This window comes from Actinopolyspora mortivallis DSM 44261 (assembly GCF_000384035.1).
GTDB lineage: Bacteria > Actinomycetota > Actinomycetes > Mycobacteriales > Pseudonocardiaceae > Actinopolyspora > Actinopolyspora mortivallis.
This window is the reverse complement of sequence record NZ_KB913024.1, coordinates 1,855,060-1,870,279: the sequence shown is the minus strand read 5'-3', so window position 1 is coordinate 1,870,279 and position 15,220 is coordinate 1,855,060. Positions and strand designations below refer to the sequence as shown.

Annotated in this window: 16 protein-coding genes; 7 read left to right on the top strand and 9 right to left on the bottom strand. The window is 69.0% G+C overall.

Annotated elements, in window-relative coordinates:
- Positions 1–232 precede the first annotated feature (232 nt).
- The 3 genes from ACTMO_RS0109040 to ACTMO_RS23265 are packed head-to-tail and all read left to right on the top strand — an operon-like array spanning position 233 to position 2,726.
- Entirely contained in the window at positions 233–469 is a 237-nt protein-coding gene (locus ACTMO_RS0109040) for a FeoA family protein (protein WP_019854362.1), read from the top strand.
- 8 nt (positions 470–477) lie between these two features.
- Positions 478–1,314, top strand: coding sequence for a FeoB small GTPase domain-containing protein (locus ACTMO_RS23270; protein ID WP_019854361.1), 837 nt, complete (start codon positions 478–480; stop codon positions 1,312–1,314).
- The gene (locus ACTMO_RS23265; RefSeq protein ID WP_019854360.1) at positions 1,311–2,726 is read left to right on the top strand and encodes a nucleoside recognition domain-containing protein; all 1,416 of its coding nucleotides are present in this window, start codon (positions 1,311–1,313) and stop codon (positions 2,724–2,726) included. Before ACTMO_RS23270 ends, ACTMO_RS23265 begins: the two co-directional genes overlap by 4 nt.
- Before the next feature lie 7 nt (positions 2,727–2,733).
- Here ACTMO_RS23265 and ACTMO_RS0109025 read toward each other — a convergent pair whose 3' ends face one another.
- Positions 2,734–3,918, bottom strand: coding sequence for a macrolide family glycosyltransferase (locus ACTMO_RS0109025; protein WP_019854359.1), 1,185 nt, complete (start codon positions 3,916–3,918; stop codon positions 2,734–2,736).
- Between the two features lie 303 nt (positions 3,919–4,221).
- On the opposite strand from ACTMO_RS0109025, the gene ACTMO_RS0109020 reads away from it, so the two are divergent.
- Complete coding sequence (locus tag ACTMO_RS0109020; RefSeq protein ID WP_019854358.1) at positions 4,222–5,043, top strand: SAM-dependent methyltransferase; 822 nt, start codon at positions 4,222–4,224, stop codon at positions 5,041–5,043.
- A 66-nt stretch (positions 5,044–5,109) separates the two neighbouring features.
- Here ACTMO_RS0109020 and ACTMO_RS0109015 read toward each other — a convergent pair whose 3' ends face one another.
- From ACTMO_RS0109015 to ACTMO_RS0109000, 4 genes are all read right to left on the bottom strand, one after another.
- The gene (locus ACTMO_RS0109015; RefSeq protein WP_019854357.1) at positions 5,110–5,868 is read right to left on the bottom strand and encodes a M24 family metallopeptidase; all 759 of its coding nucleotides are present in this window, start codon (positions 5,866–5,868) and stop codon (positions 5,110–5,112) included.
- Positions 5,869–6,336, bottom strand: coding sequence for a DUF6314 family protein (locus ACTMO_RS0109010; protein WP_019854356.1), 468 nt, complete (start codon positions 6,334–6,336; stop codon positions 5,869–5,871).
- Positions 6,333–7,022, bottom strand: a complete 690-nt coding sequence (locus ACTMO_RS0109005; RefSeq protein ID WP_026449023.1) for a histidine phosphatase family protein — start codon at positions 7,020–7,022, stop codon at positions 6,333–6,335. The genes ACTMO_RS0109010 and ACTMO_RS0109005 overlap by 4 nt, the downstream gene beginning before the upstream one ends.
- Positions 7,023–7,102: 80 nt before the next feature.
- A complete protein-coding gene (locus ACTMO_RS0109000; RefSeq protein ID WP_019854354.1) occupies positions 7,103–7,948 on the bottom strand; it encodes an undecaprenyl-diphosphate phosphatase in 846 nt (281 codons plus the stop codon).
- 291 nt (positions 7,949–8,239) lie between these two features.
- Between ACTMO_RS0109000 and ACTMO_RS0108995 the strand changes: the two genes are divergently transcribed.
- From ACTMO_RS0108995 to ACTMO_RS0108985, 3 genes are all read left to right on the top strand, one after another.
- Positions 8,240–9,169: an aldo/keto reductase gene (locus ACTMO_RS0108995; protein ID WP_019854353.1), complete on the top strand. Its 930-nt coding sequence runs from the start codon at positions 8,240–8,242 to the stop codon at positions 9,167–9,169.
- Between the two features lie 91 nt (positions 9,170–9,260).
- Positions 9,261–10,262, top strand: coding sequence for a YncE family protein (locus ACTMO_RS0108990; protein ID WP_019854352.1), 1,002 nt, complete (start codon positions 9,261–9,263; stop codon positions 10,260–10,262).
- Entirely contained in the window at positions 10,259–10,495 is a 237-nt protein-coding gene (locus tag ACTMO_RS0108985) for a DUF5703 family protein (protein ID WP_019854351.1), read from the top strand. The genes ACTMO_RS0108990 and ACTMO_RS0108985 overlap by 4 nt, the downstream gene beginning before the upstream one ends.
- 92 nt (positions 10,496–10,587) lie before the next feature.
- On the opposite strand, the gene lplAB is transcribed toward ACTMO_RS0108985, so the two are convergent.
- From lplAB to ACTMO_RS0108965, 4 genes are all read right to left on the bottom strand, one after another.
- Complete coding sequence (lplAB, locus tag ACTMO_RS0108980; RefSeq protein ID WP_019854350.1) at positions 10,588–11,637, bottom strand: lipoate-protein ligase LplAB; 1,050 nt, start codon at positions 11,635–11,637, stop codon at positions 10,588–10,590.
- 132 nt (positions 11,638–11,769) lie between these two features.
- Positions 11,770–12,123 carry a MerR family transcriptional regulator gene (locus ACTMO_RS0108975; protein ID WP_019854349.1) on the bottom strand — a complete coding sequence of 118 codons (354 nt, stop codon included), beginning with the start codon at positions 12,121–12,123 and terminating at the stop codon, positions 11,770–11,772.
- Positions 12,124–12,178: 55 nt separating this feature from the next.
- Positions 12,179–12,616 carry an Hsp20/alpha crystallin family protein gene (locus ACTMO_RS0108970; RefSeq protein WP_019854348.1) on the bottom strand — a complete coding sequence of 146 codons (438 nt, stop codon included), beginning with the start codon at positions 12,614–12,616 and terminating at the stop codon, positions 12,179–12,181.
- Between the two features lie 691 nt (positions 12,617–13,307).
- Complete coding sequence (locus ACTMO_RS0108965; RefSeq protein WP_019854347.1) at positions 13,308–14,954, bottom strand: amidohydrolase; 1,647 nt, start codon at positions 14,952–14,954, stop codon at positions 13,308–13,310.
- Positions 14,955–15,220 lie beyond the last annotated feature (266 nt).

The window sequence follows — 15,220 nt, the reverse complement described above, 5'->3', positions numbered from 1 at the left end:
CCGGACCTCCTTCGGTGACTCGTCGTCGGAGCGCTCGTCGGAAGTGGCCTCCTGCCGGTGTGGTTCCGCGCCGGTAACCAGGAGAACCGTTCCGGCACGCCACCGACCTCGTGGCCCCTGTTTTCCCGACCCTCCGACGCGGTTACGCTGTAACACAGCAGTGTTTTCGCCTTGACGAAACATGTGTTGGGTTCCTGGAAACTCTTCGTTCCGGTGGAGGGAGATCCCGGACATGAACACGACACTGGACCGGCTTTCCCCGGGAGAGACCGCGACGGTGACCGCCCTGGACGTCGAAGGCCCCCAACGACGGCGGCTGATGGACCTGGGAATCCTGCCGGGGACTCGGATCCGGGCCGAGCGGAGCAGCCCGCTCGGCGACCCGACCGCCTACCTGGTGCGCGGCAGCCTGCTCGTGCTGCGCCGGAACCATGCGGGCAGGATCCACGTCGACCGTCACCAGGGGTGAGACCCACGATGAGCCCCACCCCCTCGCCACCCACCACGAGCGCGTGCGGAACATGCGCGCTCAACAACGCCGCCAACCTGCGCCGACTGGGAGTGGACCCCTCCGGACACGACCTGGTCGTCGCCCTGGCGGGAAACCCCAACACCGGCAAGAGCACCGTGTTCAACGCCCTGACCGGCCTGCGACAGCACGTGGGAAACTGGGCGGGCAAGACCGTGGACCGCGCCGAAGGCGGTTTCGAGTACCACGAACGCAGGTACAAGCTCGTCGACCTACCCGGAACGTACTCCCTGCTGTCCACCAGCGAGGACGAGGACATCGCCAGGGACTTCCTGGTGTTCGGCCGCCCCGACGTGACGACGGTGGTCGTCGACGCCACCCGGCTGGAACGCGATCTCAACCTCGTACTGCAGATCCTGCAGATCACCACACGGGTGGTGGTCGCCGTCAACCTCGTCGACGAGGCCCGCCGCCACGGCATCACCGTGGACTTCCGGCACCTCTCCCGCGAACTCGGAGTGCCCGCCGTGGGCATGGCGGCACGCCGGGGCACCGGGATCGAGGACCTGCTCGACGCGGTCGAACGGGTGGCACTGTCCCCCACGTCCTTCGGTGGGCGCCGGCTCATCCACCGGAACCGGCGGCTCGAACGCGCGGTGAGCCACCTCGCCGAGCGGGTCGCACGGCACGTCCCCGGTGTGACCAACCCCCGATGGGTCGCGCTGCGGCTGCTGGAGGGTGACGCGACGCTCGAACGCGCCGTCGCCGAGGGCAGGTTGCGTGAGCTCGTGGCCGATCCCGCCGAACTCCGCTCGGAGACCGTCCCGGAGGAACCCGACGCATGACCCGCTCCCCGATCCTCGACGAGACCGACAGGCTACGGGCCGAACTTCCCGAGAACTTCCGGGACGACATCGTGGAGTCCCTCTACGCCGAAGCGGCCCGCATCAGCGCCACCAGTCTGTCCCACGGTGAACGACCAGCCCGCCCCACCCTGGACAAACTCCTCGACCGGATCCTGACCCACCGCGTGTGGGGGTTCCTGGCCATGGGAGCGCTGCTGTTCGGGGTTTTCTGGTTCACCATCGCGGGCGCGGCCGTACCCTCGGACCTGCTGTCCAACCTGCTGGTCGAGCACGGCCACGAACAGCTGAACCGTCTGTCCCGACTCCTGTCGCTGCCGGACTGGATGAGCGGACTGCTGGTCGACGGGGTCTATCTGTCCACCGCCTGGGTGGTGGCGGTGATGCTGCCGCCCATGGCGATCTTCTTTCCCCTGTTCACGATCCTGGAGGACTTCGGTTATCTGCCCCGGGTCGCGTTCAACCTCGACAGGCTGTTCGCCAAGGCCGGAGCGCACGGCAAACAGGCCCTGACCATGATGATGGGATACGGCTGCAACGCCGCCGGGGTCACCGCCACCCGCATCATCGACAGCCCCCGGGAACGGCTGATCGCGGTGATCACCAACAACTTCAGCATCTGCAACGGCCGTTGGCCCGTGCTCATCCTGCTGGGCACCGTCTTCCTCGGACAGCTCGCCCCGCCCCCGCTGGCCGCGGTGGTCGCCGCGGCCTCGGTCACCACGGTGGCCGCGCTGGGAGTGCTGACCGCCCTGGTGGTCTCCTGGGGACTGTCGCGAACGGTACTTCGGGGCGCCACCTCGGTCTACTCACTGGAGCTGCCTCCCTACCGCCCACCCCGCATCTGGCGCACCCTCTACACCAGCCTCATCGACCGCACCCTGAAAGTGCTGCGCAGGGCGGTGACCATGGCCGCACCCGCCGGTGCGGCCACCTGGCTGATCAGCAACATCACCGTCGCCGACGCGAGTCTGGCCGCTCACCTCGTCGACCTGCTCGCCCCGCTGGGATGGTTGATGGGCCTCAACGGCATCATCCTGTTGGCCTACGTCGTCGCCATTCCCGCCAACGAGATCGTCGTTCCCACCATCCTGATGCTGACGATGACGCTCGGGACGAACCTGTTCGGCGCCGAACAGGGAGTCCTGCTCGAACTCGGCACCGCCGAGACCGCGACCGTGCTCGTGCAGGCGGGAGGCTGGACCCTGCTCACGGCCGTGAACCTGATGCTGTTCACCCTGCTGCACAACCCGTGTGGAACCACGATCCTCACCATCTGGCACGAAACCCGCAGCGCCACGTGGACCGCGGTGGCCACGCTGCTGCCGGTCGGGCTCGGCATCGTGGTCACCAGCCTCACCGCCGCCGTGGCCCGGTGGGCCGGATGGGGGTGAAACCGGTTCACCGGGCCAGATGCGCCTCCAGGGCGTCGGCACCGGCCACCGCCCCGCCGCCACTGCGCACGCCGAGGCTGGTGGCGGCGGCCACGGCCCGCATCCGTTCGTCACCGGCCACCTCCTCCACCGTTCTCCGCAGTGTCGAGGCGGAGGCCTCCTCGGCAAGGATGCGGGCCAGGCCGAGTTGCTCGGCCCGTTCGGCGTTGGCCCGCTGTTCCGGCATCTGCGGATAGGCCACCAGGGGAACTCCGTGGTACAGCGCCTCCATCGTGGAGTTCATCCCGGTGTGTGACAGGAACACGTCGGCGTGTTCGAGCACCGCCGGCTGGGGGAACCGGGGCCGTACGTCGACGTTGTCCGGCAGGGTTCCCAACTCGGCCGGGTCGACCCGCTCACCCACGGACATGGCCACCTCCCAGGAGGTTCCGCCGAAGGCCTCCAGGCAGCGGCGGTAGAACTCGGGGCGGTTGTTGAACGCGGTGCCCAGGGAGACGAACAACAGCGGTGCCTCGGGGTCGCGGGGAGTGAAGGATTCGTTCCGCGCCCTGCTGCCGAGGGAGGGGCCCAGGAAACGGAACCGGTCGTCGAAGGTCTCGGCCGCGTACTGGAACTGGAGCGGGACGAACACCAGGTTCAGCCCGGCCGGTTGCGGCGAGAACAGCGGCCCCGGCGGAGTGACACCGAGTTGGTCGGCCAGCTCCAGTCGGCTCCGCTCCACCTCCCGCAGCGCCGGGTGTTCGGTGTCGAAGTCCTCGGGCAGAAACGTCTTCGCCAACGAGAACCGTTCGTTGGCGGCGAAGTTCGGCACCAAAGCCACCTGGGCGACCCCGAGAGTATCGGCCAACATGGGGCCGGCGGGCATCATCATGTCGTGACACACCGCCTCCGGCGGGTCGGCGACGAAACGCTCCCGCAGGGAGGGGAACGAATCACGCACGTGGTCGAGGAAACGGTGCGTCATCTCCGCCATCATCTCGGGGGTGATCCGGTCGAACGAGTGGCTGGGCAGGGCGAAGTCCAGGCCGAGGTCCACGGGCCGGGCCCCGCTGGCACGCACCGTTTCCAGCTTACGGTCCCCGGTGGCGTAGGTGATCCGGTGTCCGCGCCGGACCAGCTCCTCCACCAGCGGCAGGGTCGGATTCACGTGTCCGTCGAAGGGGGGTGCCATGAACGCGAAATGGCGGGGCATAGTTCCTCACAGCCACATCCGAAAAACCTGGCATTACTGCCACTTTCCCGTCGATTATTCCGCGTCGACGAGATCCCAGGCCCGTTTCCGGAAGGAAACGTGACGTCCTCAACACCGACATTCGGACCTAGTTCCCAAAAAGGACGCCGGAATTCCCCGTCGGCGTCGGATCCGACGCCTTCCTCCGCACACGCCCACGGATCGTCCCTCGTGGATTCGAAGCCCTTTCGCCCGTGGGCAACCTCGAGGACGGTTTCCCGCAGCGTGTTGGTAACCACCAACGTGGACGGTTAGGCTACGTGTATGTCTCGTGACGCGGAGTTGGCCGCCCAGGTGGCGCACGCGGATTTCAACCAGCCCAACATCGCACGGATGTACGACTACCATCTCGGCGGATCCGCCAACTTCGCCGTGGACAGACACACGGCCGAGCAGGCACTGCGCGTCGCGCCGCAGGAGCTGGACTACTGCTGGGCCAACCGGGCCTTCCTCGGCCGGGTGGTCCGCACCCTGGTCACCGAGTACGGCCTGGACCAGTTCCTCGACCTCGGCTCGGGGGTACCCACCGTCGGCAACGTGCACGAGATCGCACACGAGCACAACCCCTCCGCACGAGTGGCCTATGTGGACTGGGAGGCCATCGCCTGCCACCACGCGCGGCACCTGCTCGGTCCGGACGAGTGGCGCGTGACGGTGACCGAGGCCGACGTGTGCGAGCCCGAGGTGGTGCTCAACGCTGCCGGGGTGGCGGGGCTGCTGGACTTCACGCGTCCGATCGCGGTGCTCGCCTTCGGCATCCTGGACATCATCCCCACCACAGACGGGGCTGGGCTGGCCGCGCGCTATCGGGACGCCTGCGTGTCCGGCAGTGCGTTGGCGGTCTCCAACAACGCCCAACTGACCCGCAGTGACGAGGAGGTGGCCGGACTCAGAGCCCTGCTGGCGAACACCTCCACCCCGAACCTGCATCTGCGTACCCCGGAGGAGGTGGCCGCGCTGATGCCCGGCTACACCCTGTTGGACCCGGGAGTGGTCCCCGCTCCGCTGTGGCGACCCGACCGGCCCGTGTCCGAGCAGGAGGCCCGGCGCGGCAACGTGTACGGGGCCGTGGGGATCCTGCGCTAGGGAACCGCCCGCTGTCAGCGTTGCCCGCGACACCGTGTGCCCGGGCGACGCCGCCCGGGCACGACTTCAGCCCGCCGTCAGCACCCGGGGGCCGTGCTCCCCCACCGCCACCGTGTGCCCGAGCAGGAAACAGGGACTTCCGTCCACGGTCTCCACCGCGTTCCCGGGGCCGTGCCGGCACCCGTCGGCACCGCCCCGTGCCAACGCGGAGACCAGTGTGAGCACCGTCCCCGGCCGCAGGGACAGCCCCGTTCCCCGTTCACCGGTACGCGGAACAGTGGGGGGCTCCCGAACGAAACGGCCGATACCGTGCCCGCACGAGACCGGTATCCCGTATCCGGCGCCCCTGGCCGCCAGACCCAACGCCCAGGACACGTCACCCAGCCGGTTTCCGACGGTGCTCACGGCGACGGCGCTGCGCAGCGCCTCCCGCGCCGTGTCCCGGGCCCGCAGCACGGCCTCGGTCTCCGGTCCCACGGCGGTGGTGACCGCGGCCCAGGCACACCAGCCCTGGACCCGGCCCGCGCATTCCACCGTGACGAGATCGTTCCGGTTCACACGCCCGGCGTCGGGAACACGGCCACGCACGACCTCGTTCGGCGCGAGGGCCAGGGCGGTGTGCTTCCCCGTGTCCTGGTGGTCCAGCGCCGGGACGGCATCGTGGTCCCGCAGTACCGCCCGCGCCAGCCTTTCCAGCTCCACTCCGGTGGTTCCGGCCACGAGGTGTTCGCTCGTGTGGCGCAGTGCCTCGGCCACGGCACGACCGGCCAGACGCATGCACCCGATCTCGGCGGCTGATCTGAGCTCGACTGAGTTCCGGACCACTCAGCTCTCCCCCTCGACGCGGGACCGGCCGCTGCGGGTGAAGGTGGTGTGCAGCACGTGGTTCTTCGTGGGCCCGGCGACCACCCAGCGCTGCCACCACCTGTTCTCGTCGACCACGCCGAACTCGCCCTGGTAGAGGTCGTCACGACACGGATGGTGGGTTCTGCAGTGCCCGGCACGCAGATCGAGCGTGTGGAAGAACCCCCCGTAGTCGAAGTACACCTCCGCCCGTCCGGGCCCGGTCACGCGGTACCGCAGACTCCGGAAGGCGTTCCCGCGGTAGTCGCCCAGCCGCAGGGTGCCCCGCTCCTCGTAGACCAGCACGTCGTCGACGGTGCGGAAACAGCCCGAGCCGTCGAACTCGCCCATCCGGTTACCGTCTGGGTCCGAGATCACCCGCCACAGCGACCACCGCCCCCCGAGGAAGCCGGGAAGATCGTGTACCGGGTGGCCACACGCTGTGTTCACCGTCCGCTGGCCCCTCCCACCACGGCGGCACCGGAGGCGGAGCCGTCCTCACCGGAGGGGAGCAGACCGGACAGGTCCGCGCCGGTGTCGTTGATCCGCAGCACGAACGGTCGGGTCTCGGTGTAGCGCACCACGCTCAGCGAGCACGGTTCGACCACGATCCGCTGGAAACCGTCCAGGTGCAGCCCCAGGGCGTCGGCCAACACCCCTTTGATCACGTCGCCGTGGGTGCAGACCAGCCACACCGTCTCGGGGCCGTACTCGGCGGACAGCCGCGTGTCGTGACCGCGCACCGCCGCCACGGCCCGCGCCTGGACCTGGGCCAGCCCCTCCCCTCCCGGGAACACGGCCGCGGAGGGGTGCTGCTGTACCACACGCCACTGCGGTTGTTCGGCGAGTTCCTCCAACCGGCGTCCGGTCCACTCACCGTAGTCGACCTCGGACAATCCCTCGTCGGTCTCCACCTGCAGGGAGCGGGCGGTGGCCAGCCCGGTGACCGTTTCCACGCACCGTTGTAGCGGGGAGGCCAGCACCGCCCGCAGCGGTACCTGGGCGAGCCGGTCGAGGAGTCCGGCCGCCTGGGCGCGGCCGGACTCGTCCAAGCTGACACCGGGACTACGTCCCGCGAGAGTGCCCGTGCCGTTGGCGGTCGAACGTGCGTGCCGCAGCAGAATCACCGTTGCCACGGCACCGAGCATACGGATGCGCCGTTCCACACCGGGCATCCGGTGCGAGGCCGCTCACATCCGAAACACGAACCGGACCCTCACGCCTGCAACACGCCGAAACCGAGCAACAGGTACACGGCGAGCCCCACCAGCACACGCCACCACACGAACAGGTAGATGCTGTGCTTTTCCACGTACCTCAACAGCCAGGCGATACAGGCGTAGCCGACCAGACCGGCCAGTACCGTGGCCACGAGCATCTGTGCTCCGCTCGGTTGCAGTCCCGGCCCACCCGGATCGAAAACGTGGCCCAACTCCAGCAATCCCGCCGCGAACACCGCGGGGATCGCCAACAGGAACGAGAACCGCACGGCGGTGGGGCGGTCCAGCCCCAGCGAGAGTCCCGCGGTGATCGTCCCTCCCGAGCGGGAGACTCCGGGGATCAGGGCGAGTGCCTGGGCGCAGCCCATGAGCACTCCGTCGCTGAGACGCAGCTCGGCCTGTTTGCGCAGCTGGGGGCCGTACCGTTCGGCCAGGCCCAGCAGCAGGCCGAACACGATCAGGGTGGTCGCGGTGATCCACAGACTCCGCAAGGCCCCCCGGATGAGGTCCTGGAAGAAGAATCCGAGAACGCCGATGGGGATGCTGCCCACGATCACGTACCACGCCAACCGGTAGTCCTGGGTTCGCCGCACCTCGGGGTTGACCATGCCGCGGAACCACGTCGTGATCAGACGTGCGATGTCGGCGAAGAAGTAAATCACCACGGCCAACTCCGTGCCGATCTGGGTGACCGCCGTGAACGAGGCGCCCGCGTCGGCGTCGAACAGCAGCTGCGAAACCACCCGCAGGTGCCCCGAGGAAGAGACGGGCAGGAATTCGGTCAGCCCCTGCACCACAGCAAGCACCACGGCCTGCAACCAGGTCAACGAAACCCACTCCACACAGTCGAATCTTGCGCCCCGTTTCGGAGCACCCTGTAACGGCCTCTTGCTGCCGGAAATCTTGCAGCATGACCCGAACAGGGGGGGATAGCGGGCCGTTGACCGTGGTCACGTACGCAACGGGGCAGGTCACTGGGCGAATCGGACCCACTGCGGACACGCTGAGCCACAGACGGGCGTCGTCTTCTCGCCCAACAGGGAAAAGGGTGATGTGAGTCACTCGTTTCGTGTTCACTGTGTGGCCACGCGCTGTTCAGCACATCCGGCACCAAAGGAATACGATCAGTCACCGTGCGTTATCGACAGCTCGGCAACACCGGTATGCGCGTCTCCCGGCTCGCGCTGGGGACCATGACGTGGGGAAACGGCACCGACGTCTCGGAGGCCGCCGCCCAGTTGTCCCTGTTCCACCAGGTCGGTGGGACCCTGGTCGACACCTCGCCCGTCCATCAGCACGGACACGGCGAGACGATGCTGGGGAGTCTGCTCAACGACACCGTCGCTCGCGACGACCTGCTCATCGCCACCACCACGGGCCCCCGGACCTCCCGCGCGGCCCTGCTGGACTCACTGCACGGTTCACTACGACGTCTGGGCGTCGACCACATCGACCTGTGGCAACTGCACGGCTGGGACTCCACCGTCCCGCTGGAGGAAACCCTCGACACCCTCGACACCGCCGTCACCAGCGGAAAAGTCCGCTACATCGGTGTGGTCAACCAGCGGGGGTGGCAGCTGGCCACCATGGCCGCGCTGCAGAGCACCGCCTCCGGGCGTATCCCCCTGGCCTGCGTGCGGACCGAGTACTCCCTGTTGCAACGCCTTCCCGAGCACGAACTGCTGCCCGCCGCCCGCCACCACCACGTCAGCCTGCTGCCCTGCTCTCCCCTCGCTGGGGGCGTGCTGACCGGCAAGTACCGAACCGAGACCCCCACCGACTCCCGAGCCGCCGACCCGGAGATGGCCCCCTACATCGCCCACCACCGCACCCCCCGATCCGGGCGCATCGTGCACGCGCTCGCCACCGCCGCCGACGGACTCGGAACCTCACCCGCCGCGGTCGCCCTGGCCTGGATCCGGGACCGCCCCGGCGTCGGAAGCCCGGTCCTCGGTGCCCGCACCACCGAACAGCTCAAAAGCTGCCTCGAGTGCGAGCAGGTGACGCTGCCTCCGGCCATCCAGGCCGCTCTCGACGACGTCAGTGCCCTCCCCCAGCCCTGAGGCACACCCCGGCGCCGCCCACCACGCTCGTGCGGGATCCTGGAAGCACGTCGACACCGACGTGCCAGCTCGTCCCCCAGGGAGGTCACCGTTGCGACGTCTCCTCGCCGCGTGCCTGACCACATCGGCTCTGCTGCTGACCGCCTGTACCGGTGGCGGCGACTCCCGTCCCCTGCAGGTGACCGACGAGCTCACCTCCGCGACCCCCGCACCGGCTCCCTCCCCGGAGACCACACCGGCGGGCCGGGTGGTGCCCGCACCACCCGCCGACCACGCCGTCTACCTGCCCGCCACCGGCCTGCTCGCCCTGGCCGGGGCCGAGCAGGCCAGCGTCACCCTGGTCGACACCCGCGAGCTGGGATCCCCCGCCCGGACGATCGAGCTGCCCGCTCCGGCCGCCTCCCTGCGTCCCCTCGACGGAGGCCGGGGTCTGCTGGCGGCGCTACCCGAGGCCGAGGTGATCGTCGACATCGACGTCGACAGCGGTGAACTCACCCGCACCCCCGTGCGGGGGCACCCCTCCGACGCCCTGCCCGTCGGGGACCGCCTCTTCGTCTCCCGCCCCGGGGCCGAGGACGTCGCCGTCCTGCGGGACGGTGCCGTCCAGCACCGCGCCGAGGGTTTTCCCGGAGCCGACACCCTGCTGCGCCGCGGCTCCACGGTGGTGGTGGTGGACAAGCTCACCACCTCGGTGACCCCGCTCGACATCGAAACGGCGGAGAAACTCCCCGCGCTGCGTGCCGGGGAGGGGGCGACCCGGGCGGTGACCGACGAGTTCGGGCGCGTCCTGCTCGTCGACACCCGGGGGGAGGAGATCATGGCCTTCGACACCGAACCACTGATCATGAAACAGCGTTACCCGGCGAAGGGGTCTCCCTTCGCCCTGGCCTACGATCCGGGTCGGGATCTGGCCTGGGTCACGCTGACCGCCCGCAACGAGCTCGTCGGCTACGACGTGACCGGGGGACAGCCTCGTGAGACCCACCGTGTCCCCACTGTCCGCCAGCCCGAAGCGGTCGCGGTGGACCCGAGGACCGGCACCCGCTACGTCGCTTCGGCGACCGGAGACGGACTACAGGTGGTGCGGAAGTGACGGCGACCGAGGACACATCCTCCTCCGAGCAGGACTGGGAGTACTTTCCCCTGCGGCTGCCCCCGGGGATTTCCCGGCTGAGCGCGGCCACCCGTCTGAGCATCCACGCCGAGTTCGCCGGGTGGGAACTGTCGCGGGTGCTGTTGTACTCCGACGGTTCCCGCAAGGTGTGGCTGCGCCGTAAACGCACCCACCTCACCGCGGGAGCGGTCGGAGTGCTTCCCCTGTCGTGAAGAGGGCTCGCTCACGGATCCCGGCAGGGGAGACCGCCCGGCCCCCACCCGTGTCGGTGTTCGAACAGCTCGGCTGCTCGGTCGGAAGACTCCTAGGGCACCCGGTGCAGCCACTCGGAGGTGGCGAACTTCGTGGCGACCAGTTCCTCGGCGCGTTGTTCCTCGGCGGCGGTGATCCCGTCGGCGACCAGCCCGTGGCGGGCCCGGAAACCCGACTCCAGCCGGTCGATCACGGTCTGCCGATCCAGGCCGGTCTGACGTCGCAACGGGTCGACGCGCTTGACGGCGCTGCCCACCCCCTTGTCGGAGAGCTTCACCCCGCCGACCCGGAGCACCTGCCCCAGCTTCTCCGCGTCCACGTCGTAGGACATCGTCACGTGATGCAACACGGCCCCGGCCGAGACCCGCTTCTGCGCGGCACCGCCGATCTTGCCCCCGTCGGAGGTGATGTCGTTCAACGGCTGGTACCACACGTTCAGCCCCAGCTCCCGCAACACCTCCAGCACCCAGTCGTCCAGGAACGCGTAGGAGTCGGCGAACGACATGCCCGCCACCAGCGACTTCGGTGCGTACAACGAATAGGTGACCGTGTTGCCGGGTTCGACGAACATGGCGCCCCCACCGGTGATCCGACGCACCACCTCGATGCCGTAGTGCTCGGCGGTGGGCAGGTCCACCTCGTTGCGGACCGACTGGAAACTGCCGATGATCACCGAGGGGTCCGACCACTCCCAGAAACGCAGCGTGGGGCTCCGTCGTCCGGCCGCGACCTCCTCGGCCAGCACCTGGTCCAGGGCCATGTGCATCAACGGTGAGCGGGCCGGCTCCCTGACCGACAACCACCGGTGGTCCAACCAGCCGGTCGAGCCGGTCACCGCCCGTCGCACCGCCACGGCCACCGACTCGGGGGTGAACCCCACCATGCGGGTCTGTGGATCCGTACCCGCGCGCACCAACGACGCCAGGGTGTCCACGTCCGTGTTCGCCGCGGCCCCGACCAGGGAACCGTTGATCTCGTCCAGGGCCTCGTCCGGCTCCAGGAAGAAGTCACCGCTGACCCGTACCCGGCTCAGTCTGCCCTCGGTCACCTCCACGTCGGCGGCGACCAGCTTCCCGCCGGGAACCTTGTACTCCCCGTGCACCACACACCTCGCACACCACGACCGTCGTTTCCGGACGGGCAACCACTCTAGGCCTCGTTCGTGCCGCGCTCGCGGGCACCGGAGGGCACTGCTGCCGTGTGTCCGGACGACGACACGCGGTGATCGGACTCCTCACTCTGAGGAGTCCTGCTCGGGGCTGTGAGTGTGGTCGAACTCGGCGAGTCGTGCTCGGGTCCGTTCCAGGTCACGTTCGAGTTCGGCGATGCGGCACACCGCCGACAGCACGGTGTGTCCCTGGTCGAGGAGCTCGCGCACCCGGGCCGCCAGACGCAGCTGGGCCCGACTGTAGCGGCGGTGACCTCCCTCGGAACGAGCCGGCGTCAACAGCCCGGTCGTGTTGTCCAGGCTGCGCAGGAAGTCAGGGGTGACCCCGAGAATCTCCGAAGCACGTCCCATCGTGTAGGCGGGGTAGTCGGCGTCGTCGAACGCCCTGTCTGCGCGGTCGGTGGGTCGTGCTTCGGACATGGCCGCTCCTGATCACTGGAACCGGGATCACCCCGTGCCGGAGGAAGAGCGGTGGTCAGCTGTTACCTCCCTCGATGACCTTCCGGTCTCCGCCGTGATCGACCTTGATCTGCCGCGGTTTCGCCTGTTCGGCCACGGGCAGGGTCACGGTCAGCACCCCGTCGGTGTAGGTGGCGCTGATGTTGTCCACGTCCAGCCCGTAACCGAGCGAGAGCTGACGCGAGAAGGTGCCCCTCGGCCGCTCGGCGGCGATGTAGTCGACCTCCTCACCACGGTTGCCCGTGCCGCGTTCGGCCCGGACGGTCAACGTACGGTTCTCGGCGCTGACCTCCAGGCTGCTCGGGTCGATGCCGGGGAGGTCGAACTCGACCACGTAGTTGTCCCCGGAGCGGTAGGCGTCCATGGCCATCGACTGCGGAGCACGGTTGCTGCCGAACACCTCGGTGGCCAACCTGTTCAGGTCCCGGAACAGCGGGTCGAATGCCGTGGTCATCTCAGCGAACTCCTTTCCACACACAACCAAGCAATGCCGGAACGGTTTCGGTCACCAGCACAGGGAAGTGTGGGTCCGACGAGTCGGTCGGGAACGAAGGTGAGATCCGTGTCCCGACCGTCGACCGACCCGGAACGGAAAGCGAGAACGAAGAACGAGGCCTGTGACCACCTCCGGTTTGCTCGTCCCTCATCGCCTTACGGCACTTATTCTGGCACCATGACTCCAATTTCGCAACCCTGAACGGGCAAGACTTTGTCGTTGATCACACGAGATCGTGACCTCCGTGCCGCCACCGCCACGGCTGGCAACCACGGGCGGGGACTTGAGGAACATCGGAACGAAAACCGGCGCTAAGCGGCCGTGGGGCTGATCCGCTCGTTGACGACCTTGACCGGGCTGCTGAAGTCCGCGCTCGGTTCCGCCGCAGTGGGCGGGTGCAGACCTGAAAGGGCCAGTGAGTTACCAGTTGAGTACCTGTCTGAGGAGCAGGCTGCGGCCGTTGCGCGACCCGTCCGAACCCGACGAGGACGAACTCGGCTGAACCGGGCCCGCAGGAAGGCCGACAGTGGGCTCGGGCGGAATGCGCCCGAAACCTGCCACTTGGTCGTGAAGTAGCTGGTGGTTGCGGCTACTTGTCGACGATGAGCGCGGTCTCGCACTACGCGCTACGGGTACCGGCGATCACGGTTCAACGGCGGTAGCGGGGCAAGCCGGCGAACCAGGTCTGCTCGGTCGTCGTGCCCGCCAGCTCGTCGTGCGGCACCGCGAAGGGGTCCCGGTCCAGTACGACGAAGTCGGCCGAGAGTCCCGGGGTCAAGGAGCCGGCCTGGTCCTGGAGTCCCATCGCACGGGCCGCGCCGGTGGTGTAGGCCGCGACGGCCTCGGGCACCGAGATCGCCTGCTCGGGCCACAGCGCCCCCGGGGCCAGGCCGGCCGGGTCCTGCCGGGTGACCAGCCCGGCGATTCCCGGCCATGGGTTCGGCGACCCCGCCACCGGCCAGTCCGAGCCACCCGCCACCAGCGCGCCGGTGTCGAGGAGGTCCCGCACTGGCTGGATGCGGGTGGCCCGGTGCGCGGGCAGCACCTCGCGCAGCGCGTCGACGATGACGCCGGGGAACCACAGCGCGGGCGACATGTCGTTGACCACGCCCAGCGGCGCGAACCGGCCGACGTCGTCGGGGTGCAGGAACTGGCCGTGCGCGATCTGCACCGGAGGCACCCGTTCGCCCGCCCGGTGGGCGGCCTCAACGACGTCGAGCACCATCCGGGCCGACGCGTCCCCGGTGCAGTGGATCTTCAGCCCGAGCCCGGCGATCGCGGCCCTGCGTAGCCAACTGGCGAGCTCGTCGACCGACATCGTGGTGTGGCCGGTGTGGTGGCAACCGTGCACCTCGTCGGGCAGGTACGGCTCGAGGAACGCGCCGGTGCGCGTGGTCGGGACGCCGTCGAGGAAGATCTTGCCGAAGTCCGGCCGGTGGTGGCGGGTGCGGTACTGCTCGGCGACCGCGACCAGCTCTTCCCCCACGACACCGGCGCTCATCAGCGAGTTGTTGAGTAACAGCGAAGACACCGTCCAGGCGTGCAGGCGCCCCTGCTCGTCGAGCCGCCGCAGTCCGGCCAGCTGGTCGAGCGAGACAGCCGCGTCCTGGAAACCGGTGACCCCTACCCGGTGCAGCAGCTCGATGCCGCGCTCGCTGCTGCGGGCGTGGTACTCGTCGTCGTGATCGGTGGCCTCGGCGCGGGCCCGCTCCACCAACGCGCCCGCGCTCTCGTAGAGGACCCCGGTCGGGCGGCCGTCGCTGTCACGCACGATGCGCCCGCCGACGGGGTCACCGTCGTATCCCAGCACCCCGGCTCGGCGCATCGCCTCGGTACTGGCCCACCGGTTGTGGTGGCTGTCGTCGGTGAGCACCACCGGCCGCCCGTCGGCGGCCTCGTCGAGGCGCGCCAGTGCGCTGGACTCCGAGATCTGGTCCAGCAGCGTCGAGCCCCAGGAACCGCCCGCGACCCACTCCTCGTCGGGCCGGCTGCGTACTCGCTCGCGGACCGCGTCGAGGATCTGCTCCAGCGACGCCGTCGCAGGGAACTGCAGGGTGTGCAGGTCGGCCTCCCCGGCGGCGGCGTGATGGTTGTGCACGTCCAGCAGCCCAGGCAGCACCGTAGCCCCGGCCAGGTCGACAACCTCGGTGTCCGGACCGGCGGCCCCGCCCGCCTCGATGTCGCCGCCGACGGCGGTGATCCGCCCGTCGCGGATCCCGAACGCCGTCGCCCGCGGCCGCAGCGGATCCATGGTGTGCACCACCGCGTTGCGGACCAAGACATCGAGCGTGCTCATGATCGTGACTCCTCACTGTCGACGGCAGGAACCCCACGAGATTACAGTTTGACACAAAAATGTTTTGTGACAAAAATTTCGGATGTGGGTTGGGAGCCGGTCGGCACCGACGACACCGTGCCGCCGGCGTCGACAACCGTTCGGTCGTGATAACCGCCCCCCACGCGGCCGAACTGGGCGCGGCCGTCACCAGCGAGGCCACTGAGGTGTGCCCGGACAGGGCCAGCAGTGTGACGGTGTTCGCGCCGTCCTCGACATCGTGCGTA

What these genes read in the sequence shown, in the direction of transcription:
- ACTMO_RS0109040 (WP_019854362.1), top strand. Translation starts at nt 233, where the DNA reads ATGAACACGACACTGGACCGGCTTTCCCCGGGAGAGACCGCGACGGTG.
- ACTMO_RS23270 (WP_019854361.1), top strand. Translation starts at nt 478, where the DNA reads ATGAGCCCCACCCCCTCGCCACCCACCACGAGCGCGTGCGGAACATGC.
- ACTMO_RS23265 (WP_019854360.1), top strand. Translation starts at nt 1,311, where the DNA reads ATGACCCGCTCCCCGATCCTCGACGAGACCGACAGGCTACGGGCCGAA.
- ACTMO_RS0109025 (WP_019854359.1), bottom strand. Translation starts at nt 3,918, where the DNA reads ATGCCCCGCCATTTCGCGTTCATGGCACCCCCCTTCGACGGACACGTG.
- ACTMO_RS0109020 (WP_019854358.1), top strand. Translation starts at nt 4,222, where the DNA reads ATGTCTCGTGACGCGGAGTTGGCCGCCCAGGTGGCGCACGCGGATTTC.
- ACTMO_RS0108975 (WP_019854349.1), bottom strand. Translation starts at nt 12,123, where the DNA reads ATGTCCGAAGCACGACCCACCGACCGCGCAGACAGGGCGTTCGACGAC.
- ACTMO_RS0108970 (WP_019854348.1), bottom strand. Translation starts at nt 12,616, where the DNA reads ATGACCACGGCATTCGACCCGCTGTTCCGGGACCTGAACAGGTTGGCC.
- ACTMO_RS0108965 (WP_019854347.1), bottom strand. Translation starts at nt 14,954, where the DNA reads ATGAGCACGCTCGATGTCTTGGTCCGCAACGCGGTGGTGCACACCATG.